Raw genomic sequence first — 21,220 nt, forward strand, 5'->3', positions numbered from 1 at the left:
GGTTTATCAATGTCTAAAGATCAATACGAAATAGGCAAGATAAATTGCATAGAGTTGCATCATAGAACAGCCGTTTGGGTAGTTTTGTTTTCCATAGGTGGTAAGCGGATTTTACTAATGGTGGATGGTTATGGTTGCAGCTTATAATTTATGGACGCCCGAGGCAAAAAGAGAAATCTTTAATCCTTATTCAGAAGCTGAACGGTTACAAATGATGCTTTCCTGTTCTTTAAAAGCAGTGAGTGGTGGCTTTCGGCATGTACCGATCCGGTATATTATTGATCCTCAGCATGGATTGTTTGATGCGATATTAGCGCGGCAAATTGCCATTCATATTTTGCATTATCAGTTTGAGGTACCGCGGCGGCGTATTGTTGCCATGCAAGTACGGCAGCAGACTGCTATCTTTCTTGCTTTGCAAGTGATTAATCGGCGTTTAGAAGAACCCGTTTTTGCGAAAGCTTATCGAAGATGGGTGGGTCGTGCGATGGATTTATTCTTTAAAGAGATCAGAAAGGTGGGGGCGTGATGGCACAGTTTCAAAAGCTTGCTCTTGATGTGATTGTGGTGCCGGAGCGTATACGCCCTGTGGATGATGAGCATGCCAAGGCACTTGCGCAATCAATAGTGCGGGAGGGATTGATGAATCCAATTACGGTGCGCCATACGCCCAATGCTAAAGAGGGCAATTACACGCTGATTGCTGGTGCGCATCGGCTGAGGGCTGCTGAGCTTTTAGGCTATAGCGAAATTGATGCTGTTGTGGTGCAGGCGGATAAAGAGAATGCTGCGCTTTTAGAAGTGGCTGAAAACCTGTTTCGCAATGAATTGTCTGTTATTGATCGTGCGCTTTTTGTCCAGACTTACCGCGAATTGTGGGAAAAGAAGTATGGGGAAATTAAGGTTGGTGGGGACGGTAGTAATCAACATAAAGTCAAAAAAGAGCAATTCGGTCAAGTTGACCGAATTGCTCAAAGGGACAGCAATGCAACTTCAGAGCACCATGAAACTGGGTGTGAAGGGGATGAAAAATCAAAGGATCAAGTTGATCCTTTGATCGGTGATGAGAAATTGGGACAAGTTGATCCTATTTCTAAAATGAGCAATAGTGCAAACATTGCACAATTGCATGATGAAGAGCAATTGGGTAAACATTACCCTTTTGCTGAACATGTGGCAGATCGTATTGGTTTATCGAAACGTGCAGTGCATTATTTAACGAAAATTGCCCAACATCTACAGCCGGAGTTGCGGTCGGTTTTGCGGGGGACGGCATTGGCGGATAATCAAGCGCAATTGTTGAAATTAGCCAAGATGGAGCCGGTTGTGCAACGGCGGGTGGCGATTGCTTTGCAACAGGTTGATGGGGATTTACGGCGGGCTGTTGATTTGGTCAATGGGGTTAATACGCCGCCGCAAATTAATGAACAGGAACGGATTTTTGCTCAGTTATTAGGGGTGTGGCAGAGAGCAGATGCGCAGACAAAGGCGCGGTTTTGCGCTTATCTTGCAAGAGAACGAGGGGAGGTGCTGTCATGAAGAGGCATGGTTCCCAACAGCTTGATTTTTTCCAAAAGCCGGTTTTTCCCTGTCGTGAACCCGTTGCGCAGATTGATTTAGGGCGGTTTCGCTCACGCATTAAGCGTGCGATGGCGCGGGCTTTGAGAGAATGCCGGCATGAGCGCAGTGTGATTGCGGAGCGTATGGCGCATTATTTAGGGATTGGGTGTTTAAGTAAAGCCAGTTTGGATGCGTATGTGGCGGAAAGTAAGCAGGTGGATATTTCCCTGCTGCGGTTTAAGGCATTTGTGCGGGCGACAGAAGCCTATTGGCTCTGGGATGAGGTGGTGAGTGAAGATGGATTGTTGCTGTTGCAAGGGGATGAGGCGCGTTTAGCAGAGATTGCGCGGTTGCAGCAGGAACAGCGGGAGATTGCAGCGCGATTGAAAGCCATGCGCGCAACGCCGGTTCGCATTAAAAGGGGGCAGCCATGAAAGAATGGTTTAGTATTGCCGAATTGGCTGAGGCAGCTTTGCCAGGGTTGCCGAAAACATATAAAAGTCTTGAAAACCACGGACGGGCATATTGGAGAAAAAACTCTGAACTTTCGAGGAAAGTGGGAGGCAAAACGAAGCCGGTTTGGGAGTATCACATTTCCTTATTGCCGGAGGGGGCGCGGGCGGCATTGTTGGTGCGGTTTGGAGTGGGTGTTGATGTGAAACAAACGCAAGGGGAACAAAAGACAAGTATTTGGGTGCGTTATGAAGGGCTTTCCAAGGCGCATAAAAGGCGCTGTGAAGAGCGTTTGAAGGCACTTTGCTTTATGGATGATTTGCTTGTTTCTGGTATGGGTGTGCATGATGCGGCAAGTTTGAGTGCGGTGCAATTTGGTGTGAGCCGGATGTCACTTTTTAATTGGCGGCAGATGGTGGAGGGGTATGAGCGCCCTGATTGGTTGGCAGCCTTAGCGCCTTGTTATGGTGAGGAGAATGTTTCGCAATTTGCGCCGTGTCATGATGGGGCGTGGGAGGTTTTTTGTTCGGATTATTTGCGCCCCTCTAAACCTGCTTTTTCGGCGTGTTATCGGCGCATGGTTTCGGTTGCGCAGGAGCGGGGTTTTGAGCCCATTCCTTCAGAGCGGGCATTGCGGCGTCGTTTTAAGGCGCAAATTTCTAAGGCTGTTGTGGTTTTAGCGCGTGAGGGAGAAGAAAAGGCAAAAAAGCTTTATCCAGCCCAACGGCGTGATCGCTCCAGCCTGCATGCACTGCAAGCAGTGAATATGGACGGGCATAAGCTGGATGTTTTTGTGAATGTTCCTTGGGGAGAGAAGCCTGTGCGGCTTTATCTGATTGCCATTCAAGATCTTTATTCGGGCAAGATTTTATCGTGGCGCTTATCGGATGCTGAGAGTTGGGAAATCGTTCGTTTGGTGATTGGGGATATGGTGGAAGCTTATGGCATACCGGAGCGTATGACCTTGGATAATGGGCGTGCCTTTACCAGCAAATGGATTTCTGGAGGTGTGCAAAACCGCTTTCGTTTTAAGATTAAGCCGGATGATCCGCAAGGGCTTTTGACGAGTTTGGGTGTGCAATTGCAATGGACCACCCCTTATAGCGGACAGTCTAAACCGATTGAGCGGGCATGGCGTGATCTGGCAGAAGCGATTTCTAAACATCCCTTTTGTGCGGGGGCTTATACGGGCAATAAACCGGATGCCAAGCCTGAAGATTATGGCAAGCGCGCGATAGGATTTGAAGCGTTTAAAGCCCATGTTGGGGCGCAAATTGTGGCGCATAATGCGCAAGCGGGGCGTAAGGCGGTTAATTGTGCGGGGCGCAGTTTTGATGAGACCTTTACTGAGAGCTTGCAAGCAGAGGGGACAATAGTTCGGCAAGCAACGGCAGCACAACGGGCTTTATGGCTTTTAACCTCTGAGGCATTGCGTGCGCAAAAGGGTACGGGCGAGATCCATTTTTATGGCAATCGTTATTGGGCGCGGGCGTTGAATGAGCATGCGGGGAAAAAGGTGATTGTACGCTTTGATCCGGATAATTTGCATCAAGATTTACGGGTTTATGATTTGAATAATCGGTTGCTTTGTTTGGCACCATGCCTTTGTGATGTAGGTTTTTATGACCAGCATGCGGCGCGCTTGAATGGGCGTTTGCGTAAAGAATATGTGAAGGCTGTTAAAGCAGAAAAACAGCTAGCGGCAAAGCTTGCACCTGATCACTTGGCTGATGTTTATGGTCGCCTTGAGAAAAAGGATGAAGCGTTCAAATCGAAGCTTCCGATAAAGCCAAAGGTGAGCCGCTTGATGCCAAACAACGTGGGGAATTTAGCTTTGAAAGCAGACGATGATGAGGCTTTGGACGCCCAAGAATTTAGTCAACACTTACATAAAGCTTTGAGAAAGCTTTCGGCGTCTGATGAAGAGCGTGAGGTGATCAAGTTTCCCAAGCAATAAAATAAGGAAATAGGAAAAGAGAGGGGGGATTTATAAGAATTCTCAAAAGGAAGCCGATTTTGTATCGCGTACGGCTTGAAGCGTTAACAAAGAAAGGGGGGGAGGAATCTTATCCATTTCAAAGTCTAATCAATACATGAAGTTTCTAGGTATCTTTGCCTGATAGGGTGAGATACGCGGAGTTAGCAAGTTCCCCGATGTGTGAGAAAGAGAGGGGAATTTGTAAGGGAGCCGTTTTAGTATCGCGTACGGCTTTAAATGTTCATTGTAAAGACAAAAGATAAGGGGCAGGTTTGAGCCATTCCCCTTATCAACAGTCTAAAATCAATACGAGAGGGGAATATACATGAAAAACGCGATAAATGCAACGGTCGATAAAAATCCTTGGGCGCGACCTAAAATTCAGCCCAATGGAACAGCACAAAACCGCAACAGTGATGACATTGCTTTATGGAATGAGCTTGTGGATTCAGTGAGAGCTTTGGGGCAAATGAATGATTGGTCTAAGGCGGAAGTGGCGCGGCGCATAGGCATGCCGGATGGGACGTTTTCGCAATGGTATGCGGGCAGTTATGCGGGACAGTTGGGGAAGCAAAATGCGAAGGTTCAACAATGGGTTGAGGTTTTAAAGGAAACAGCGGGGTTTTTGGAGCGCATTCCTGAAAAGCCGGCTTTTCAGAGGAATCGAATTGCTAGTGAGATCATTGATACTTTAACACTGGCGCAAAGTACGGGGGATATGGTGATGATTACGCTTGATGCGGGCAGTGGTAAGACCGAAACCTGCCGCCATTACCGCGCGACCCGCCCGCATGTTTATCTGGTGACAGCAAGCCCGCATACGCGTAGTGTTCATGGTATTTTGAATGATATGGCAGCAGAATTGGAGGTGGTGGAATATAATCCCACCCGCTTAACGCGTGCTATTGGCAAAAAGTTAGAGCGCGTGGGCAGTGGCACGTTGTTGATCGTTGATGAGGCGCAAAATTTAACGGATGAAGCGATTAATCAGTTGCGCCACTTTGTTGATATCAATGGTACGGGGTTGGCTTTGGTTGGCAATGATGAAATCTCTGGACGGTTGGTTCATCGTCAAAATGGTCCCTCTTATGCGCAAATTAAAAGCCGATTGGCGATGCATTTGAAGCGTCGCAAGCCCTATAGTGAGGATATTGCAGCGCGCATTCATGATTGGGGGATTGAAGATGTTGGTACGATAAAGTTTTTGACGGGAATTGGTTTGAAAGCAGGAGCTTTGCGGCAAATTGACAAAACCATGATGTTGGCATGCATGGCAGCGCTTGGAGATGGGTGTGAGGTGACCCTTAAACATGTCAAAGCGGCATGGAAAAACCGTGACGTGGAGGAATTGGCATGATCCCTTTATGCGACAAAGAATTATCCGATACGCTTGTTGGTCTTTATGACGATTATCAATGCGGTTTTGATATTGGAGAAAAGCTTAAATTGTGTGTTGATTTGGCGTTATTGCTTGAATTGGAGTTGAGTGTTCACCGTTTGGGGGAGGCTGATGCGGTTTTGGAAGGCCAAGTTGTGGAAGCTTTACGTTGTAGCCAAGCGCTTCATGCCAAGAGTGATGAGGGTGAGAAAGGAACGGTTATTCATATGGATTTTGGAGGCGGAAAATGATGGAACGGAACCCTTATATGGTGAGAGATTGCTTGGTTGCTTTGCGTTCTGCTTTACTCAAGCATGAAATGGAGGGCATTTTTCTGAGTGCGAAAGATGTTCGAGAATTGAATGATTATTTGCGTCGTCTCGCGGGCTATAATCATATTTTAGGTCATGAGCTTATGCGGTGTCGTTGGCAATTGAAAGCGGGATATGACCCTTTATCGGGTTCTATTTTACCGTTTCGTCGGTTTCAAAAAATACAGGAGGAAGTTGGTGATGAATCCACAAATTGAACTTGAAGGTACGCGTTATATGAAGGATGCGAAAGGGGCTTTGGTGCCAGTAAGCCTAATCCGCCCTGCGGATTTGCTTGAGGATGAAACGGTGCGCAAAATTATGGGTTTTGCGAAAGAATTATCGGCAAGGATTGCACGTTTTAACAGCCATACGATTGCGGATTTGAGTGGTTTTGATAGCTTTCTTGCGCAAGAATATGGTGTGGAGCGGCGTGGCAAAAAGGGCAATTGCACGTATACAAGCTTTGATGGTTTGCAACGCATTAAGGTGCAAGTTCAGGAAAGTGTTGATTTTGGACCGCAATTGCAAATTGCTAAAAGCCTTCTTGATGAGTGTTTGAATGAGTGGTCTGCGGATGCACGCCCTGAAATCCGTGCGATTATTACACGTGCTTTTAATACGGATAAAGAAGGTAAGGTGAATCGGGGGGAAATCTTTATGTTGCTGCGTTTGGATATTGATGATCCACGCTGGAAAGAGGCGATGCGTGCCATTCGTGAAGCGATCCGTGTGACGACATCTAAGGAATATGTGCGTTTTTATGAGCGCGATACATTGGAAAGCCCTTGGCGGGCTGTGACGCTTGATTTAGCCAAGACATAAAAGGGAGATAATAAGGGGATACCATGTCTTTAGCGGCTATTCATATGGGCAAACGCGCGTTAGGTCTTGATGATGAGACCTATCGCGCACTGCTTTTTCGATTGACAGGCAAGCAATCGGCAAAAGATTTGAGTGTTTTAGAGAAGCGTTTAGTCGTCGCTGAAATGAAAGCGTTTGGTTTTGAGCCGAATGTGAAGCGTTTAGAGGGAAAATATGCCAAGAAGCTCCAGGCGCTCTGGATTGCTGGGTGGAATCTTGGCATTATCCGTGATCGTTCAGATAAGGCGTTGCTTGCCTTTGTGAAAAGACAGACAGGCGTTGATCATATTCGTTTTTTACGCGATAGCGATGATGCATGCAGAGCCATTGAGGCGTTGAAAGGTTGGTTGCAGCGTGAGGGTGGGGTTGACTGGAGAGGGAAAAACCGCGAAGATTCATGGAGGAAGAAACCAAGCATTTCCATTTTGTGTGCCCAATGGAAGTGTTTAAATCCGGATGCTGTGTTTGAGCTTGGTGCTTTTTATCAAAGTGTTATGGCGTTAAGTGGTAAAGTTTTGGGCGAGATGAATGGGAGCGATTTTAGAGAAGTGATGAATGTTTGGGGGCGGAAAATCCGTAAAAGTGTAAAAAGCGAGGGGTAAGCATGTATGCAAGAAGAAGTCTATAGCGATTTTCCTGCCTTATTGCGAAAAATAGCTGATGTTGCGGGCAGTGAAGCAGCATGGAATATGATGCGGGCTTTTGGTGGACGAGAAGTTTATATACCTGGGCGTCTTGAGAGTGCGGATTGGTTGATTGAGATTGTTGGGTTTGAAGAAGCGCAGCAATTGATCAACTATTTTTGTTTTAATGGTTCGGGAGTGCGCCTTCTTATCCCCCTTGGCAGAGATGCTGAACGGCGGCAAAAAATGGTGCAAGCGTTGCAAAAAGGCTGGTCGGTGGATGCTGCCGCTGCTGTTTCTGGTATGCATGTGCGTACAGCCTATCGCTTGAAGAAGAAAATTTTTTCAAAAGAACCACAAGGTTCGTTATTTCCAGAGTTTTATGAGTATTGAGAGTTTTGACTGACAGTGTCAGGCTTATATTGGGGGGTGGAGATTCGATAAACTGCGCATGGGTTTTTATGCATTGAGTGGTTTGTTATGATTTCAATAGATGCTTCTTTTCTTCACCGCCTTGCGCCTAAACTGGCGCATCATGCGCGTCAAGATTTTATTATTGTTGAAATGGCACGCGTGTTGCCTGAAGCTTTATCCTATGGGGCACTCACAACACCGTTGCGTATTGCGCATTTTTTAAGCCAATGTGCGCATGAGAGTGATGGCTTTTTTACCGTTTGTGAATATGCCTCTGGGCGTGCTTATGAGGGGCGGCGTGATTTAGGCAATATCAACCCTGGTGATGGGGTGCGCTTTAAGGGGCGTGGTTTGATCCAGTTGACGGGGCGCAATAATTATCGCCGTTTTACGAGGTTTTGGTGCTCAGTCGATAAACAAGCGGTTGATTGTGAAGATTTTCCAGAAGAGCTGGAAAAGTTTCCAGCAGCGCTTTGGTCTGCTGTTTGGTTTTGGCAAATGAAAGGCTTGAATAGGCTGGCTGATCAAGATGATTATCTCAGGATTACCAAGGCGATCAATGGGGGCAAGAATGGACTTGTGCAACGTTTGATTTATTTGAACCGCGCCAAAAAGCTTTTGGGGCTTGGAGGCGAGGTGAAAGCATGAAGCCCTCTTATCGTGGTTCTAGGCTCTATTTATGGTGGTCTTTTTGGTTTGCTTGGGGGGTTATTTTTTTGCTCGTTTCTGGTGGTTTGTGGGGGGCTCCGCATATTGTTGATATGGCGAGCATTTCTATTCCTTCGATGGTGGCGATTATTGTTGGCAATCTGGGGGTGCATCGTGGCTTTGGTTCTATGGATTTTTCTAATAGGAAACATTCCCATAAGCGGCATAGCCGCTCCTATGATGGGGTGGAGATAACGGGGTGGGGAGATAAAAGCAATGTTTAGCCCTGTTTCAAAACTGTCTTTTGGTCTGCTTTTTTTTGTCAGTGTGATGTTGGCGGCTTTTGGCTTTATGAAAGCGCAAATTTTAAAAGCGGAAAAGGCGCGTGATTTGTATTGGCAGTTGGAGATTGCCAAGGCTTCAGCGCGTGCACTGCTTGTACAAGAGCGACAAAGACAAGCAGCGTTGGAATCTGAGCATCGAGCGCAAGGGGTGATTTCTGCTTTAGAACAAAAGCTTATCAAAATGGAGGAAGTCAATGGGAAGTTGCCGGTTACTGGCGGTGGCATTGGGCTTGAGCGTGTGCGCTTGCTCAACACACAAGCCGGTGGGTAGCCTTTCTTATCATTTTTTATCGGTTGAATTGCCGCCTGTTGTTCGCATGGCGTGTTCCCGCCCAGCTTTATTGCCAGAGCGTGCTTTGAATGCGCGCGAAGTGGTGCACTATTGGGGGCGTGATCGTGCTGCTTTATTGATTTGTGAACAGCGCAGAAAAGCTGCGGAGAGGGCGATTTTAGGCACAAGAGAGGGGACTTTTAAGTGAACTTGGATATCAGTGTTGCCAATGGCTGGTTGTCTTTATTGTTATCGGTTATTGCGATTTGTGGGGTTTTGAGAGCCTATTTTTCTTCCGGTGCGCGGGAAATGCTGAAAGATATCACGGCGCTTAAAGAGCGTGTGCAAAAGTTAGAAACAGAGATGGATTTTTTGCCTGATCGTGATGCGCTGCAAAGATTGGAAGTAAATATGGAGAAATTGAATGGTCGCCTCAATACGCTTTCTGCACAATTACAACCGGTGGCAGCCATTGGTGAGCGCTTGCAAGAGTTTTTGTTGGAGAATGCCAAGAAATGAAAGCAGATATGGATAAAATCATCCGTGAAGAAGCGCGGTTGATTATTTTAAAAGGGCTTGCTTGTGAGCGCAGTGAAACTTTATCGAGTGCGATGATTGAGCGGCTTTTATACAGTTATGGCATCAGGCGCGATCGCGACTTTGTGCATAATGAACTGGCATGGATGGAAGATCAAGGTGCTGTTACGTTAAAATGTGTGGGTTCGGTTTTTCTTGCGGCATTAACAGAACGGGGAGCACGTCATTTAGACCGAAGCTTTTCCATTGAGGGGATTAAGCGGCCTAAACGTTCATCAATAAAATATGAGGTGAAGGATGCGCAAGGTCGGGCGTGGACGTTTAACGGCGATTGATTTATTGCCGCAAGCTTGTGATCAAATCATTGCAGAGGCGGCTGAGGCTTTAAACAGGCGTGAAAAGACGCAAAAAGCCATTTATGATGAATTTAAAGCAGCTTTGAAGGCTTTACGAAAGGAAACGGGTTTAAGCTTTTCTATACCCTCCTTTTCGAGTTTTAATCGTTATTCTTTGCGGCTAGCCGTGATGTCACGGCGCCTAGAACAGACAAGAGAAATTGCCGCAAGCCTTTCCAAGCGTTTTGATGCCAAAGCTTCTGATAATATCACTCTTTTGACGGCGGCAGCGATTAAGGAGTTGATTTTTTCAACGTTGAGCAGTGGGAAAAACCTTTCGCCAAAAGCAGCACAAGAATTAGCCAATGCGCTCAAAGGGGTTTTGGCGGCTGAACATTTGTCGACCACCAGACGGCAAAGATTAGAGAAGGATTTTACCACTAAAGCAAGTAAAGCGGTTGATGTGGCAGCAGCAGCGGCGGGGCTCTCAGAAGAAACAGCGCGGGCTATACGTGCGCAGGTGTTGGGGGTAAAACATGGCTGAACAGCCCTTTTCAAAAAGTCATGTCTTTGATCATCAAGGTGGTTTTGATATTTGGCGGAAAAGTGCTTTTCCCAAAGAGAGTGATCCCTTAGCGGAAGGCGTTTTGATGGCGCATCAACGGGCATGGATTGAGGATAAATCACCGTTAAAATTGGTGGAAAAGGGGCGGCGCACCGGTATTACTTTTGCTGAAGCTTTGGATGATACTCTTATTGCGGCGGCAACCGTTAAGGCAGGGGGCGATAATGTTTTTTATATTGGTGACACCAGAGACAAGGGGCGTGAATTTATTGGCTATGTGAGCAATTTTGCCAGAGCCATTACAAGCCACAGTGGGGATGTGGAGGAATTTTTATTCTCTGATCAAAGGGCGGATGGTTCAACGAAATATATCTCTGCTTATCGGGTGCGTTTTGCTTCGGGGTTTCGGGTTGAGGCGCTTTCTAGCCGCCCTGAAAACATTCGGGGGTTACAGGGCATTGTAGTGATTGATGAGGCGGCGTTTCATCAAGATGTGCGCGCTGTTTTGGATGCTGTCAATGCTTTGCTCATTTGGGGAGGAAAAATCCGTGTGATCTCCACCCATAATGGTGTACTCAATCCTTTCAATGAATTGATCCGTGAAGCACGAGCAGGCAAAGTGCCTTTTTCGGTGCATTGTTACCCCTTTGGTGTTGCTGTTAAAAATGGCTTGTTTAAACGGGTTTGTGCCATGAAGGGGGAGGTGTGGAGTTTAGCATCTGAGCAACAATGGGAAGAGCAAATTCGTGCCTCTTATGGGGTGCGTTTGGCTGCTATGCGCCAAGAATTAGATGCCATACCAGCCGATCAAGAAGGGGCGGCTTTAACACGTTTGCAGATTGAAAATTGTTGTGTTCCGGGTATTGCGGTGTTGCGTTTTGCTTGTGTGGATGATTTTAAAAATCAATCGGAACATCAACGAAGTGTTGCTGCTTTTGCTTGGTGTGAGAAGCATATAAAACCTCTTCATGCTGGGCTTGACCGGCGGCGCCAACATGTTTTTGGCGTTGATTTTGCCCGCAGTGGTGATGCCACCTCCATTGTGGTGATGGAGGTGGGACAAGATTTGGTGCGCCGTGTACGGTTTATGGTGGAATTGTGCAATACGCCGTTTGATCAACAAAGAGAGATTTTATTTTATGGGGTGAATGGTTTGCCGCGTTTGATGGGCGGCGCGTTAGATGCGCGGGGCAATGGGGCTTATTTAGCCGAAAAAGCGGCGCAACGTTATGGAGCTCTTGTGAAGGAAGTTCCCTTGTCACAAAGTTGGTATGGCAAGGAAATGCCGGCTTATTTAGAAGCTTTTGGGGATGGGACGATTGTTTTGCCGCGCGATAGTGACATTGTTGCCGATCATCAAGCGCTTGCTTATGTCAATGGCATTGTGAAAATTCCAGACAATCACCGTTTTAAAGGCAGTGACGGTTTTATGCGCCATGGTGATAGCGCGATTGCTTGCACTTTGGCTTATTTTGCCAGCCGCCAAACTCCTGAAATTTATGATTATACACCTGTGAGAGAGGCTTATCATTTTGATGAAAGCTCGCTCTTTTCAACGCCTTTTTTTTCAACAATGCGATCAAAGATTTATTGATGGGATAATGAGATGGTAAAACTTTTAGATCAGTGGGGCAGGGCGCTTAATATCAAAGGGTTGGAGCGAGAAGTTGCAAGCCCTACCGTTGGCGGTGTTCGTGATGTATGGTCACAAACCATTGTCAGTGGTCTCACCCCTGCGCAACTTGCTGATATTTTGCAACAGGCAGCACAGGGGCATCCAGAGCAGTTTTTCCAACTTGCCGATGATATGGAAGAGCGTGATTTGCATTATCGTGCTGTGCTTGGCATGCGTAAAAATGCCCTTACAGGGGTGGAACCTAGTGTGATTGCAGCAAGCAGCAGTGCACAGGACAAAAAGATAGCAGATGCGGTGCGGGAAGTGATTAGTGCACCTACCTTTGTTGATGATTATGTGACGGATTTGTTAGATGCTTTGGGAAAAGGCTATGCGGTTGTTGAAACTTTGTGGGACAAGAGTGCCAAGGAATGGTGGCCGGTTGCTTGGAAATGGCGTGACCAGCGGTTTTTTCAATTGGATCGGCGGGATGGTTTTCATTTGCGTTTAAAAGAAGAGGGCTCTCTCTATGGAAGTGAATTGCCTGCTTATAAATTTTCTATTCACAGACCCAAGTTGAAAAGCGGTTTGCCTATTCGTTCTGGGCTTGCGCGGCTTGCAGCTTGGGCATTTCTCTTCAAGTCTTATACACTGAAAGATTGGATGGCTTTCTTAGAAGTTTATGGCATGCCTTTGCGTGTGGGTAAATATGGGGCAAGTTCTTCTCATGAGGAACGGCGGGTTCTCATTCAAGCGGTGCGTGATTTATCCAGTGATGCGGCAGCGATTATTCCCAAAGAGATGGAGATTGAATTTATTGAAGCGGCAGGGGGCAGTGGCAATGCGGTTTTTGGTGTCAAAGCGGAATATTTAGATCGGCAGATTTCTAAAGGGGTATTGGGGCAAACCATGACGACGGATGAAGGTTCGTCTTTTTCGCAAGCGCGCATTCATGAAAATGTACGCCATGATATTGCAAGAGCTGATGCACGCCAATTAGCCTTGACAGCTAATCGTGATTTGATTGTGCCCTTTGTTGAGATTAATTTTGGGCGCCAAGAGCGCACTCCCCTTGTCTATTGGCCGATTTCTGAAAATGAAGATATTAAAGCCATCAGTGACGCTTTGGAAAAACTTGTGCCCTTGGGTTTGCGTGTTGGGGCGCAAGAAGTGCGCAATAAGATTGGCTTTTCGCAACCAAAAAAAGAAGAGGATGTTTTAAAGGCTCCTGATAATTCGCTTGATGATGAGAGGGGACAAGAGGATGGTGAGGCAAGACAAAAGGCTCATGTTTGTGCTGATTGTGGAGGTGTTTTTGATGTTTCTGTGACAAGAGAGGACAAGGGTGGAAAAGAGCAGGGTGGGAAACATCACGACGAATTGGACCGGCTTTCACAAGAAGCTTTAAGCGACTGGGAAGAGGACTTAGAACCCCTTTTAGAGCCTTTTAAAAAGCTTGTGAGAGAAGCAAAAATTTATGAGGATATCCTTAAAGGCTTAGATGAATTATTGGGTGAGATGGATCATCATGCATTAGCAGCGCGCTTGGCAAAGGTGCAAATGATTGCACGTGGGCTTGGATATCATGGATGAGGAACTTTTTAAAACCGCCCCTAAAGAGGTCACCCGTTATTTTGAAGCCAAGGCACTTGTTCCAAGTTTTGATTGGCGTGATATAGCACCAGAAGAACATGCCTTTTCCTTTACGGTGGCAAAATCGCTAGGCTATGACATTTTAGAAGATTTTAAACAAGCGGTTGGAGAGGCTATAAAACATCAAGTTCCTTTTCAAGAATTTCAAAAAAATCTGATGCCGATTTTACAAGAAAAGGGTTGGTGGGGTAAAAAGACCAGCATTGACCCCAAAACTGGTGAAAAGAGCGTGGTGCAATTGGGCAGCCCGCGACGCTTAGAGACGGTCTATTGGGCTAATACCATGAGTGCGCATGCAGCAGGCGAGTGGGAGCGCACACAAAATAATAAAGAATTTTTGCCCTATCTCACCTATGCTTTGTCGAGTTCAGAACATAAGCGTTTAGAACATGAAAGTTGGGTGGGGTTTACGGCACCTGTTGATGATCCGGTTTGGGATTGGCTTTATCCACCCAATGGCTGGCGGTGTAAATGTAGTGTGCGACAGGTAAGCCGTTATGAAGCAGAAGATTTAGGCTATGAAGAGGATTCGCCGCCACTTCAAGTGGAGCAGAAGGTTTGGCACAATAAGCGAACGGGGAAAATTGAGAAGATACCAAAGGGGATTGATCCTGGTTGGCATTCTAATCCTGGGAAACATCGCGCGCAAAACTTAAGCAATTTTTTGAGTGATAAAGTCTCTGTGATGGGGGACAATCGAAAACGCATTGCCATTGAAGATATTGTGGGTTCACCACTTTTGGAAGCCATGTTTGAAGGACGTATGCCGCGTGGATTTATTCCCATTGCCCCAATGATCCAAAAGGTGCGTGATGTTTTTGCAGCGGACGGTTCTCTTATTCGCTTATCTTCAGACAGTGTGAAACATATTTTGTTAGAGCATCAAGCGCGTGATCTTCGCTTGGATGATTTTCGTGGCGCCATTCAAACATTCATAAAACCCCATGGCATTATCAGGCGAAAAGGTGTACCGAGCGTTGTGTTTTTGGGTGAAAATGATGGGGTATGGTGGCGCTTAGCAGTTAAATTCGTGGCAAGCAAACAAGAATGGTGGTTGACCTCCATGCATAAAAAAAGCTCTAGAGAAATTGGACGCTTATTGGATGCGGCTGAAAAAAAGGGCGAGAGGTTGTTGTAAAGAAAACAACAGGAAGAAAGTCTTTTGTTCTTAATGGAAAAGAGGCGAGGAAAATGAGAAGGCGTGGAGGGCGGTCAACTCCTCGCAGATCCGGTAAAACCGTCCTGGTATAACTGGCTCACGCCTCGCGGATAATGTAACAGTTTAAAAGTTTAAAAGCAATCTTTTAAAAAACAGCTTGAGAGAGGCTTTTTTGTATAAGACGATAAATTGTACCTCTAACTTCACAACGGCGCTCTATCGCCTTTGAAGTGCCTTTGAAAACGATTTTATGGGATGGTTTGACACGGGGGGCTCTCACAAGAAGAATAATAGGGAAAAGAGTGCTTTTTTGAGAAATGCTCTTTTGACTGACAGTGTCAGACTTATAGTGGGAGTAAGTTTCATGCATTGTATTGCCAATGACAATTGTAAAGCAATAGGCAATGTTTATGGAGCAAGAATTTCACGAAAATGGCGAAGATGGGCATGCTGAGATATGTCATGACGAGACATTTCATGCCGCGTTAATAGATCTTTGCCAAGACGTTACCGTTAGCCAAGCGCCTGAGTGGGTAGAGCTTTTGCCCAAAGCGCCGCATGTGAAGGCTCGTGATGGACGACAATGGCATTATCGTCCGCAAACCATTTTAAAAGCTTTTGCAGCCAATAAAGGACCGCTTGTGATTGATTATGAGCATGGGCAATATCACCGAGCGAGAAATGGCTTGGAAGCGCCGGCAAGTGGCTGGATTGAAGAGTTAGCAGAGCGGGATGGTGCAATTTGGGGGCGGGTTAAATGGACCGATATGGCTACCAAAAAAATTATTGCCCGAGAATATCGCTATCTTTCGCCGGAGTTTCGCCATTCGAAGAAAGGTGAAATTTTAAATTTAGCTGGTGCTGGTTTGGTGAACCGTCCAGCCCTTGTCATGACGGCTTTAAGCCGTGAACAGCCTTCCCCTATAACTTTGACGGAGAAAATGATGGATTTGACAGCCATTGCCAGTGCTCTGGAGCTGGCAGAAGATGCTAAAGCGGATGAGATTTTAGCAACGCTTAAAGCGCGCGAAAAAGAACGCGTGGAACTTTGTGCTCAATTGACAAAGGTGCAAGAAGATTTAGCGCTTTTGCAAGAAGAGCAGAAAAATAAGGCTATTGAGAGCCTTTTAGACAAGGCCATTGAAGAGGGCAAGATTTTGCCGGCTGCCCGCGAGGAATATCGTGCACTCTGTAGCTTTGAAGGGGGTGTGGAACATTTTAAAAGTTTGGTCGAGAAGTTGCCGGCGCTTGCCGCTAGGAGTCCTTTGGAGACCTCTTGTCTCAAGCAAGAACCAAAGCTTGCGCCAGAAGAGATTGCTGTTGCGGCACGCCATTATAAGGAAGAGCAGAAGCAAAAAGGGTGGGATATCACCATTAGCCAAGCAGTTGATTATATTTGCGAACAAAAGGAGCGCCAATCATGAGTACGATGATTTTAATTAAATCTTTTCGCGCCATAGATGTGATTTCACCTTATTGCATTGTTGCAGCGCGCACTGAGGGAATGGTGGCAACGGCTTCTGGTAAGGGTGATAAATTATTAGGGACTGCTGGGGCATTGAGCGCAAAGGCTGGTGAGATGATTGATGTTGGCCAATGTGGTTGGGGCGAAGTGGTTTGTGGGGGCAATGTTTCTTTTGGTGATTTTTTGACCTCTGACCCCAAAGGACACGCCATTAAAGCGGAAGCTGCAGATCGCACGATTGGTATTGCCATGAGTGATGGTTCTGCTGGTGATGTTATTTCTTTTAAAATTAATTAATCGAGGCTTATGATGAACAGACCTTTTCCCATTGATCCAACACTCACCGCTATTGCTATTGGTTATCGCAATCCAGCTGGCTCTCTTATTGGCGATAGAGTTTTGCCCCGTGTTTCTGTTTTAAGTGAAGTGTTTAAATATAGTGAATTTCCCTTAGCGGAAAATTTTACGGTGCCTGAGCTTGAGATAGGGCGGAAAGGACGCCCGAATGTGGTGGAATTTTCTGCCTTTGAACGGGAAGCTAGTGTCAAAGATTACGGACTTGATGATCTCATCCCCAATTCAGATATTGAAGCAGCGGCACGCGCACGAGCAGAAAAGCGCTCTCGTTATAACCCCGAAAAGACAGCAGTAGAAGGTCTTGCCAATTTGCTGGAGTTGGGGCGTGAAGTGCGTGTGGCAGCGCTTGTGCAAAGAAGTGAAAATTACGCACCAGAGCGGGTGATTACGCTTAAGGGTGAAAATAAATTTAGCGATTATGAGAAATCTGACCCTTATGCTGTTTTAGATGAGGCGATGGATAAAAGTCTCGTCTATACACCCAACACCATTGTTATGGGCAAAGTTGTTTGGTCAAAACTCAAACGTCATCCCAAAATCATTAAAGCCGTTAAAGGGGGTGGCACTGCTGATGGTTTTGTCACCAAGGCGCAATTTGCTGATCTGATGGAAATACACCCCGATCGGTTACTCATTGGTGAATCGCAAGTGAATTTGGCCCGCAAAGGACGCGCGGCACAATTGGCACGCGTTTGGGGCAATAAGATTGCTCTGCTTTATATTGATCCTACCAAACAACAGGCAGATGGTTCGGTGATCAGTTGGGGCTTTAGTGCTCAGTTAGGCGAGCGTTTGTCTGGAGTGATCCAAGATCCAGATATCGGCTTGTCGGGCGGTAAACGGGTGCGTGTTGGTGAACGCGTTTGTGAATTGGTCGCCGCAAAAGATGCCGGTGTTTTGTTGCAAGAAGTTGTCTAAGGGAAACTTTTAAACATGGCTTATGCAAGCAAAAGATTGATTGAAGAGCTCTGGGGCGTTGATTTCTTGTCCGACTTATGTGGGATGGATGAGCATTCTGATCCAGTTCTTTTAAGAAAAGCCATTGATCTTGCGCTTGAACAGGCAAGTGGTGAGATTGATGTGCATCTGTCTCATCGCTACTGTGTCCCCATTGTTGGACAGCCAGCGGCTCTGGGTATGATCTGTGTCAATATTGCTGTTTATAATTTAGCCATACGCCATACGGCACTGACCACCACCATTGAAGATCGTTACAAACAGGCGGTTGATTTACTGAAACGCATTGCGGAAGGCAAAGCGGGTTTGGGTGTGGATGAACCTAAAATTATGAGCGAAGATGGTCCTGTTAAGGATGGGGCTTTTTTCCATGCTAAGCCGCGTTTGATGGGAAGGTAATATGTCTGTTGCAACCCATATTGAGATTAAAGAGACAGGGCTTGAAGCGGCTTTATCCTTTTTGCAAAAGGGGGCTGATAGCTCGATGGGGACTTTGGCACAAGGGGTTGGACGTCTCATTCAAGAGAGCACAAGGCGGCGGATTCAAAGTGAAAAAACCTCTGCCCAAGGAGAGAAGTGGAAAAACAATTATGCTCGCACCTCCATTCTTTTTGCCAGTGGGGCGCTTTCACGCTCCATTGATATGAAAGCTTCACCAGAAAAGGTGATTGTGGGGAGTGGGTTGGTTTATGCACGGATTCATCAATTGGGTGGGGTTATTCACCCGAAAAATGGCAAGACACTGCGCTTTTTTCTGAAAAGCAGCAAAGCACACCGCTTTGTTTGTGTGCATCAGGTAACCATGCCCGCCCGTCCTTATTTGGGGCTTTCAGAACGCAATAAAGTGGAAATTGTCAAAGCGGCAGAAGATTGGCTGGGAAGGGTCTTTTCATGAGTCAAACGGTCAAGCAAGCAGGGCGCATTAATCAGTTTCGTGAAGCGGTGATACGGAGCCTTAAAGGCGCTTTGCCGGATGTGCGTGATTGCGGCTGTCAATTTGGGCGTTTTAATTTAGAAGAATTGGAAACACAAATGCTTGTGGCTCCAGCAATACGGGTTGCGGTGTTAGAAAGCCGCTTGAGTTCTGTGGCTTCTGGACAGCAGAGTACTGATCTTCATTTAGGGGCTTTTATTATTACCACGGGTAAAGAGCGTGATATCCAAAGTTGGCTTCTGGCAGAAGCTATTGCGGTTTTATGCCATAGCGGGCAATTGTGGGGGCTAACGCATTTGAGTGCCCCGCGTGATGTCCAGATTGAACCGATTATCTCTGCGGCGATTAAGCAGCGTGGTGTGTCGATTAGTGTGGTGGAATGGCACCAAGATTTGTATCATTTGGGAAAAGATATTTTTTGTGATGAGGGAAAACTCAAAAGTGGTTTGATTTCATGGGACAATGAGGTGGGGGCATGAATGACGCATATCTCTTAAGTGATACCTTTCGACAAATCATGAAGCGTCTTGATGCCCTTGAACGCTGTCTTGCCAACCAACACATGATTGGGCGGGTTGTGCAAGTTGATGGCCATAGGGTTCGGGTGAAACTTTTCTCTGAGAGTGCCAATGGACAAGCGGTTTTATCGCCTTGGCTACAAGCGCAAGAAGCGGCGGGGGCTGTTTCCAGCAATATGCCGCTCCATGTTGGTGATCCGGTGCGGTTGTTGAACCCCCATGGTGAGATTGGCTCTGCCTCTCTGGTTGTACGCGATAGCTATAGTGAGGATATGCCTAATCCAGCCCGTCACGCCGAAGAGTTGGCGCTCTGTTATGCCGGTGGCGCTTTGCGGATGACAAAAGATGAACTTATTCTCTCCCATGGGGAAAACCAAATTCATTTGAGTGCACAAGGTTTGGTGCTTTCTCATCAAGCAACCCGTGTTGAATTAACGGGCAGTGTGCAGATTGAAGCAAAAGATTTACAGCATAATCAAAAATCTGTTGGCGCAAGCCATAAACACGGCGGGGTCAAAATGGGTCCCTCCACAACCTCTTCCCCTCTTTAAAGGAGTTTTATGATGCGTGAGAACACTTATGTTATTTTAACCAATGCCGATTTTGTTGCTGGTCAACGTTCACCGGGCAAGGGTGAGGAAATTTGTTTAAGTGAAGAGGCAGCAAAATACCCTTTGCTGCTTGGTCAGATTGCTGAAAAACCAGCCCCTGTTGTTGCGGCGACCCCAACGGTTTCTACCACAAAGACAAGCAAAGGGGCTTAAAGCATGCGGTGCGGGATGAGCGAAAAGGATGGCTCTCTCTTGTATGGCTTTGCGCATTGCCAACAATCACTCCATAAATGTTTAATGACAAGGGTAGGAACACGGGTTTTGCGTCGCCATTATGGGTGTGATGTCAGAGAATTCCAAGACGCCAATGCTGATCCTGCAACAATCTTACGTCTTTATCAAGCTATTGCCTGCGCGCTTGATGATCCAGAATGTGGAGAGCCTGGGTTCTCATTGCAAAGGATTGATCTGACCAAAGCAACGCGTGAGGGAACATTCCACTTTGTTTTAAGGGGAGTTTTTTATCCCGATGGCCATTTGGGGGATTGGTCCCATGGGCAAGAGATGCAATTTCCTTTAGAGGTCTCTTATGGCAGAGCTTGAACATTTACCCTTTTCACAGATTCCTTTGCCACAAATTATTGAAGAGCTTTCTGTTGAAGCAATTTTAGAGCAAAAGATTGCGCGTTTGATGGATGTTTTTGCAGCCCATCATATTCCTTATAATGTGGAAAAGACCGCCTATGACCCCGTGGTCATTCAATTACAAGCGGCTGCTTATGAAGAGTTGCTGTTGCGCCAACGGATCAATGAAGTAGCGCGAGACAATTTACTAGAATTTGCGCGTGGGACAAGTTTAGACCATTTGGGGGATTTTCATGGGGTCACGCGCCTTTTGGATGAAGATGATGAGCGGTTTCGCCGCCGCATTCGCTTAAATAGACAAGGACATTCCACAGGGGGCACAGCGCCACGTTATCAATATTTTGCGCTCTCCAGTGATATCCATGTCAAAGATGCTTTTGTTTATCGTGAGGGCAAAAGCCCGATTATTCATGTGGCTCTTTTTAGTGACAGCCCATCAGGGGTGGCAGATGAAGCTTTAATTGCCAAGGTGCAAGCCGCCCTTGATGAAAAACAGGTAAAAATGACCAATGATACTCTCTTGGTCAAAAGTGCGGTGCAGCGGGTGATCAATGTTTCTGCTGATTTTTGGTTGTTACCGGATGAAGGCTCCTTTGTTTTGGAAAGAGCAGAGCAGAATTTGAGAGAAGAATGGGCGTGCACATGGAGGCTTGGGCGTGATCTTTCTTTAAGTTGGATACTCAGTCGCCTGATGGTTGAGGGTGTGCACCATGTGAACATAACGCAACCGTGCAAGGATATTCTGGTCGCGCCTCATGAAGCAGTGACACTAGGGGAAATTGCCTTATCATTACGGGGGCACGCTTATTAATGCTCTCGTTGTTATTGCCCCCAAATTCAAGCTTGTTTGAACGTTGTCTTGCTGACGCAATGGCTGTTGATCCTCAAGTTAAAAGGGCACTCGAAGATATTTCCCGTGCCAAATTAATTACGCGTCCCCCTTCTTGGTTACCCTCTCTCATTGATGAATATGGTTTGCAAGAATTAAGCCCTTATTTCTCTAACTCTTATGATTTGATTGACCAAGGACTTGCATGGCAACGCCTGCGCGGGTCTCTTGCGGCAATAGAGATGGGGTTGAGATG

The 21,220-nt window shown here is 46.5% G+C and carries 31 protein-coding genes; all 31 read left to right on the forward strand.

What is annotated here, in order from left to right:
- Positions 1-130 precede the first annotated feature (130 nt).
- On the forward strand, positions 131-529 hold the full coding sequence (locus tag ACFIMW_RS02190) for a hypothetical protein (protein ID WP_375607953.1): 399 nt from the start codon (positions 131-133) through the stop codon (positions 527-529).
- Positions 529-1,539, forward strand: a complete 1,011-nt coding sequence (locus ACFIMW_RS02195) for a ParB/RepB/Spo0J family partition protein (RefSeq protein WP_375607954.1) — start codon at positions 529-531, stop codon at positions 1,537-1,539. The genes ACFIMW_RS02190 and ACFIMW_RS02195 overlap by 1 nt, the downstream gene beginning before the upstream one ends.
- Positions 1,536-1,994, forward strand: coding sequence for a hypothetical protein (locus tag ACFIMW_RS02200; RefSeq protein WP_375607955.1), 459 nt, complete (start codon positions 1,536-1,538; stop codon positions 1,992-1,994). The genes ACFIMW_RS02195 and ACFIMW_RS02200 overlap by 4 nt, the downstream gene beginning before the upstream one ends.
- Positions 1,991-3,970 (forward strand): transposase domain-containing protein, encoded by a 1,980-nt coding sequence (locus ACFIMW_RS02205; RefSeq protein WP_375607956.1) that lies wholly within the window; start codon positions 1,991-1,993, stop codon positions 3,968-3,970. The genes ACFIMW_RS02200 and ACFIMW_RS02205 overlap by 4 nt, the downstream gene beginning before the upstream one ends.
- A gap of 346 nt (positions 3,971-4,316) precedes the next feature.
- Positions 4,317-5,348, forward strand: a complete 1,032-nt coding sequence (locus ACFIMW_RS02210; protein ID WP_375607957.1) for an AAA family ATPase — start codon at positions 4,317-4,319, stop codon at positions 5,346-5,348.
- Complete coding sequence (locus tag ACFIMW_RS02215; protein ID WP_375607958.1) at positions 5,345-5,620, forward strand: hypothetical protein; 276 nt, start codon at positions 5,345-5,347, stop codon at positions 5,618-5,620. The genes ACFIMW_RS02210 and ACFIMW_RS02215 overlap by 4 nt, the downstream gene beginning before the upstream one ends.
- Positions 5,620-5,898, forward strand: a complete 279-nt coding sequence (locus tag ACFIMW_RS02220) for a hypothetical protein (RefSeq protein WP_375607988.1) — start codon at positions 5,620-5,622, stop codon at positions 5,896-5,898. The genes ACFIMW_RS02215 and ACFIMW_RS02220 overlap by 1 nt, the downstream gene beginning before the upstream one ends.
- Entirely contained in the window at positions 5,882-6,505 is a 624-nt protein-coding gene (locus tag ACFIMW_RS02225; protein WP_375607959.1) for a DUF3164 family protein, read from the forward strand. Before ACFIMW_RS02220 ends, ACFIMW_RS02225 begins: the two co-directional genes overlap by 17 nt.
- A 23-nt stretch (positions 6,506-6,528) precedes the next feature.
- A complete protein-coding gene (locus tag ACFIMW_RS02230) occupies positions 6,529-7,146 on the forward strand; it encodes a gp16 family protein (RefSeq protein WP_375607960.1) in 618 nt (205 codons plus the stop codon).
- 6 nt (positions 7,147-7,152) lie between these two features.
- Positions 7,153-7,560: a helix-turn-helix domain-containing protein gene (locus ACFIMW_RS02235; protein ID WP_375607961.1), complete on the forward strand. Its 408-nt coding sequence runs from the start codon at positions 7,153-7,155 to the stop codon at positions 7,558-7,560.
- An 87-nt stretch (positions 7,561-7,647) separates the two neighbouring features.
- Positions 7,648-8,229, forward strand: a complete 582-nt coding sequence (locus ACFIMW_RS02240) for a glycoside hydrolase family 19 protein (RefSeq protein WP_375607962.1) — start codon at positions 7,648-7,650, stop codon at positions 8,227-8,229.
- Positions 8,226-8,513 (forward strand): hypothetical protein, encoded by a 288-nt coding sequence (locus ACFIMW_RS02245; RefSeq protein WP_375607963.1) that lies wholly within the window; start codon positions 8,226-8,228, stop codon positions 8,511-8,513. Before ACFIMW_RS02240 ends, ACFIMW_RS02245 begins: the two co-directional genes overlap by 4 nt.
- Positions 8,506-8,844 (forward strand): hypothetical protein, encoded by a 339-nt coding sequence (locus ACFIMW_RS02250; RefSeq protein ID WP_375607964.1) that lies wholly within the window; start codon positions 8,506-8,508, stop codon positions 8,842-8,844. Before ACFIMW_RS02245 ends, ACFIMW_RS02250 begins: the two co-directional genes overlap by 8 nt.
- A complete protein-coding gene (locus ACFIMW_RS02255) occupies positions 8,837-9,052 on the forward strand; it encodes a hypothetical protein (RefSeq protein WP_375607965.1) in 216 nt (71 codons plus the stop codon). Before ACFIMW_RS02250 ends, ACFIMW_RS02255 begins: the two co-directional genes overlap by 8 nt.
- Entirely contained in the window at positions 9,049-9,363 is a 315-nt protein-coding gene (locus tag ACFIMW_RS02260; protein WP_375607966.1) for a DUF2730 family protein, read from the forward strand. Before ACFIMW_RS02255 ends, ACFIMW_RS02260 begins: the two co-directional genes overlap by 4 nt.
- A complete protein-coding gene (locus tag ACFIMW_RS02265) occupies positions 9,360-9,716 on the forward strand; it encodes a hypothetical protein (RefSeq protein ID WP_375607967.1) in 357 nt (118 codons plus the stop codon). Before ACFIMW_RS02260 ends, ACFIMW_RS02265 begins: the two co-directional genes overlap by 4 nt.
- A complete protein-coding gene (locus tag ACFIMW_RS02270; protein ID WP_375607968.1) occupies positions 9,679-10,260 on the forward strand; it encodes a phage protein Gp27 family protein in 582 nt (193 codons plus the stop codon). Before ACFIMW_RS02265 ends, ACFIMW_RS02270 begins: the two co-directional genes overlap by 38 nt.
- On the forward strand, positions 10,253-11,875 hold the full coding sequence (locus ACFIMW_RS02275) for a hypothetical protein (protein WP_375667061.1): 1,623 nt from the start codon (positions 10,253-10,255) through the stop codon (positions 11,873-11,875). The genes ACFIMW_RS02270 and ACFIMW_RS02275 overlap by 8 nt, the downstream gene beginning before the upstream one ends.
- Positions 11,876-11,887: 12 nt before the next feature.
- Positions 11,888-13,489, forward strand: a complete 1,602-nt coding sequence (locus ACFIMW_RS02280) for a DUF935 domain-containing protein (RefSeq protein ID WP_375607969.1) — start codon at positions 11,888-11,890, stop codon at positions 13,487-13,489.
- Positions 13,482-14,687 carry a phage minor head protein gene (locus ACFIMW_RS02285; protein ID WP_375607970.1) on the forward strand — a complete coding sequence of 402 codons (1,206 nt, stop codon included), beginning with the start codon at positions 13,482-13,484 and terminating at the stop codon, positions 14,685-14,687. Before ACFIMW_RS02280 ends, ACFIMW_RS02285 begins: the two co-directional genes overlap by 8 nt.
- A gap of 431 nt (positions 14,688-15,118) precedes the next feature.
- Positions 15,119-16,132: a phage protease gene (locus ACFIMW_RS02290; protein ID WP_375607971.1), complete on the forward strand. Its 1,014-nt coding sequence runs from the start codon at positions 15,119-15,121 to the stop codon at positions 16,130-16,132.
- Positions 16,129-16,470 carry a hypothetical protein gene (locus ACFIMW_RS02295; protein WP_375607972.1) on the forward strand — a complete coding sequence of 114 codons (342 nt, stop codon included), beginning with the start codon at positions 16,129-16,131 and terminating at the stop codon, positions 16,468-16,470. Before ACFIMW_RS02290 ends, ACFIMW_RS02295 begins: the two co-directional genes overlap by 4 nt.
- A 12-nt stretch (positions 16,471-16,482) precedes the next feature.
- The gene (locus tag ACFIMW_RS02300) at positions 16,483-17,448 is read left to right on the forward strand and encodes a capsid protein (RefSeq protein ID WP_375607989.1); all 966 of its coding nucleotides are present in this window, start codon (positions 16,483-16,485) and stop codon (positions 17,446-17,448) included.
- A gap of 15 nt (positions 17,449-17,463) precedes the next feature.
- The gene (locus tag ACFIMW_RS02305; protein ID WP_375607973.1) at positions 17,464-17,886 is read left to right on the forward strand and encodes a phage protein Gp36 family protein; all 423 of its coding nucleotides are present in this window, start codon (positions 17,464-17,466) and stop codon (positions 17,884-17,886) included.
- Between the two features lies 1 nt (position 17,887).
- Positions 17,888-18,382 carry a phage virion morphogenesis protein gene (locus ACFIMW_RS02310; RefSeq protein ID WP_375607974.1) on the forward strand — a complete coding sequence of 165 codons (495 nt, stop codon included), beginning with the start codon at positions 17,888-17,890 and terminating at the stop codon, positions 18,380-18,382.
- A complete protein-coding gene (locus ACFIMW_RS02315) occupies positions 18,379-18,900 on the forward strand; it encodes a hypothetical protein (RefSeq protein WP_375607975.1) in 522 nt (173 codons plus the stop codon). The genes ACFIMW_RS02310 and ACFIMW_RS02315 overlap by 4 nt, the downstream gene beginning before the upstream one ends.
- Positions 18,897-19,490, forward strand: coding sequence for a baseplate assembly protein (locus ACFIMW_RS02320; protein ID WP_375607976.1), 594 nt, complete (start codon positions 18,897-18,899; stop codon positions 19,488-19,490). The genes ACFIMW_RS02315 and ACFIMW_RS02320 overlap by 4 nt, the downstream gene beginning before the upstream one ends.
- Positions 19,491-19,502: 12 nt before the next feature.
- Positions 19,503-19,703 carry a hypothetical protein gene (locus tag ACFIMW_RS02325; protein WP_375607990.1) on the forward strand — a complete coding sequence of 67 codons (201 nt, stop codon included), beginning with the start codon at positions 19,503-19,505 and terminating at the stop codon, positions 19,701-19,703.
- A gap of 3 nt (positions 19,704-19,706) precedes the next feature.
- Positions 19,707-20,093, forward strand: a complete 387-nt coding sequence (locus ACFIMW_RS02330; protein ID WP_375607977.1) for a GPW/gp25 family protein — start codon at positions 19,707-19,709, stop codon at positions 20,091-20,093.
- On the forward strand, positions 20,080-20,946 hold the full coding sequence (locus ACFIMW_RS02335; protein ID WP_375607978.1) for a baseplate J/gp47 family protein: 867 nt from the start codon (positions 20,080-20,082) through the stop codon (positions 20,944-20,946). The genes ACFIMW_RS02330 and ACFIMW_RS02335 overlap by 14 nt, the downstream gene beginning before the upstream one ends.
- Positions 20,946-21,220, forward strand: a 275-nt coding sequence (locus tag ACFIMW_RS02340; protein WP_375607979.1) for a phage tail protein, incomplete at its 3' end; no start/stop codon positions are given. The genes ACFIMW_RS02335 and ACFIMW_RS02340, both read left to right, overlap by 1 nt.

The sequence above is a fragment of the Bartonella sp. AC329YNZD genome, assembly GCF_042196685.1.
Lineage (GTDB): Bacteria > Pseudomonadota > Alphaproteobacteria > Rhizobiales > Rhizobiaceae > Bartonella.

Bases quoted from the DNA above. Each gene is read 5' to 3' on its own strand.
- ACFIMW_RS02315 (WP_375607975.1), top strand. From the start codon at position 18,379: ATGAGTCAAACGGTCAAGCAAGCAGGGCGCATTAATCAGTTTCGTGAA.
- ACFIMW_RS02320 (WP_375607976.1), top strand. From the start codon at position 18,897: ATGAATGACGCATATCTCTTAAGTGATACCTTTCGACAAATCATGAAG.
- ACFIMW_RS02200 (WP_375607955.1), top strand. From the start codon at position 1,536: ATGAAGAGGCATGGTTCCCAACAGCTTGATTTTTTCCAAAAGCCGGTT.
- ACFIMW_RS02225 (WP_375607959.1), top strand. From the start codon at position 5,882: ATGAATCCACAAATTGAACTTGAAGGTACGCGTTATATGAAGGATGCG.
- ACFIMW_RS02210 (WP_375607957.1), top strand. From the start codon at position 4,317: ATGAAAAACGCGATAAATGCAACGGTCGATAAAAATCCTTGGGCGCGA.
- ACFIMW_RS02250 (WP_375607964.1), top strand. From the start codon at position 8,506: ATGTTTAGCCCTGTTTCAAAACTGTCTTTTGGTCTGCTTTTTTTTGTC.
- ACFIMW_RS02325 (WP_375607990.1), top strand. From the start codon at position 19,503: ATGCGTGAGAACACTTATGTTATTTTAACCAATGCCGATTTTGTTGCT.
- ACFIMW_RS02265 (WP_375607967.1), top strand. From the start codon at position 9,360: ATGAAAGCAGATATGGATAAAATCATCCGTGAAGAAGCGCGGTTGATT.
- ACFIMW_RS02330 (WP_375607977.1), top strand. From the start codon at position 19,707: ATGCGGTGCGGGATGAGCGAAAAGGATGGCTCTCTCTTGTATGGCTTT.
- ACFIMW_RS02300 (WP_375607989.1), top strand. From the start codon at position 16,483: ATGAACAGACCTTTTCCCATTGATCCAACACTCACCGCTATTGCTATT.
- ACFIMW_RS02195 (WP_375607954.1), top strand. From the start codon at position 529: ATGGCACAGTTTCAAAAGCTTGCTCTTGATGTGATTGTGGTGCCGGAG.
- ACFIMW_RS02240 (WP_375607962.1), top strand. From the start codon at position 7,648: ATGATTTCAATAGATGCTTCTTTTCTTCACCGCCTTGCGCCTAAACTG.
- ACFIMW_RS02205 (WP_375607956.1), top strand. From the start codon at position 1,991: ATGAAAGAATGGTTTAGTATTGCCGAATTGGCTGAGGCAGCTTTGCCA.
- ACFIMW_RS02310 (WP_375607974.1), top strand. From the start codon at position 17,888: ATGTCTGTTGCAACCCATATTGAGATTAAAGAGACAGGGCTTGAAGCG.
- ACFIMW_RS02275 (WP_375667061.1), top strand. From the start codon at position 10,253: ATGGCTGAACAGCCCTTTTCAAAAAGTCATGTCTTTGATCATCAAGGT.
- ACFIMW_RS02305 (WP_375607973.1), top strand. From the start codon at position 17,464: ATGGCTTATGCAAGCAAAAGATTGATTGAAGAGCTCTGGGGCGTTGAT.
- ACFIMW_RS02245 (WP_375607963.1), top strand. From the start codon at position 8,226: ATGAAGCCCTCTTATCGTGGTTCTAGGCTCTATTTATGGTGGTCTTTT.
- ACFIMW_RS02230 (WP_375607960.1), top strand. From the start codon at position 6,529: ATGTCTTTAGCGGCTATTCATATGGGCAAACGCGCGTTAGGTCTTGAT.
- ACFIMW_RS02220 (WP_375607988.1), top strand. From the start codon at position 5,620: ATGGAACGGAACCCTTATATGGTGAGAGATTGCTTGGTTGCTTTGCGT.
- ACFIMW_RS02235 (WP_375607961.1), top strand. From the start codon at position 7,153: ATGCAAGAAGAAGTCTATAGCGATTTTCCTGCCTTATTGCGAAAAATA.
- ACFIMW_RS02335 (WP_375607978.1), top strand. From the start codon at position 20,080: ATGGCAGAGCTTGAACATTTACCCTTTTCACAGATTCCTTTGCCACAA.
- ACFIMW_RS02215 (WP_375607958.1), top strand. From the start codon at position 5,345: ATGATCCCTTTATGCGACAAAGAATTATCCGATACGCTTGTTGGTCTT.
- ACFIMW_RS02295 (WP_375607972.1), top strand. From the start codon at position 16,129: ATGAGTACGATGATTTTAATTAAATCTTTTCGCGCCATAGATGTGATT.
- ACFIMW_RS02190 (WP_375607953.1), top strand. From the start codon at position 131: ATGGTTGCAGCTTATAATTTATGGACGCCCGAGGCAAAAAGAGAAATC.
- ACFIMW_RS02280 (WP_375607969.1), top strand. From the start codon at position 11,888: ATGGTAAAACTTTTAGATCAGTGGGGCAGGGCGCTTAATATCAAAGGG.
- ACFIMW_RS02270 (WP_375607968.1), top strand. From the start codon at position 9,679: ATGCGCAAGGTCGGGCGTGGACGTTTAACGGCGATTGATTTATTGCCG.
- ACFIMW_RS02290 (WP_375607971.1), top strand. From the start codon at position 15,119: ATGGAGCAAGAATTTCACGAAAATGGCGAAGATGGGCATGCTGAGATA.
- ACFIMW_RS02285 (WP_375607970.1), top strand. From the start codon at position 13,482: ATGGATGAGGAACTTTTTAAAACCGCCCCTAAAGAGGTCACCCGTTAT.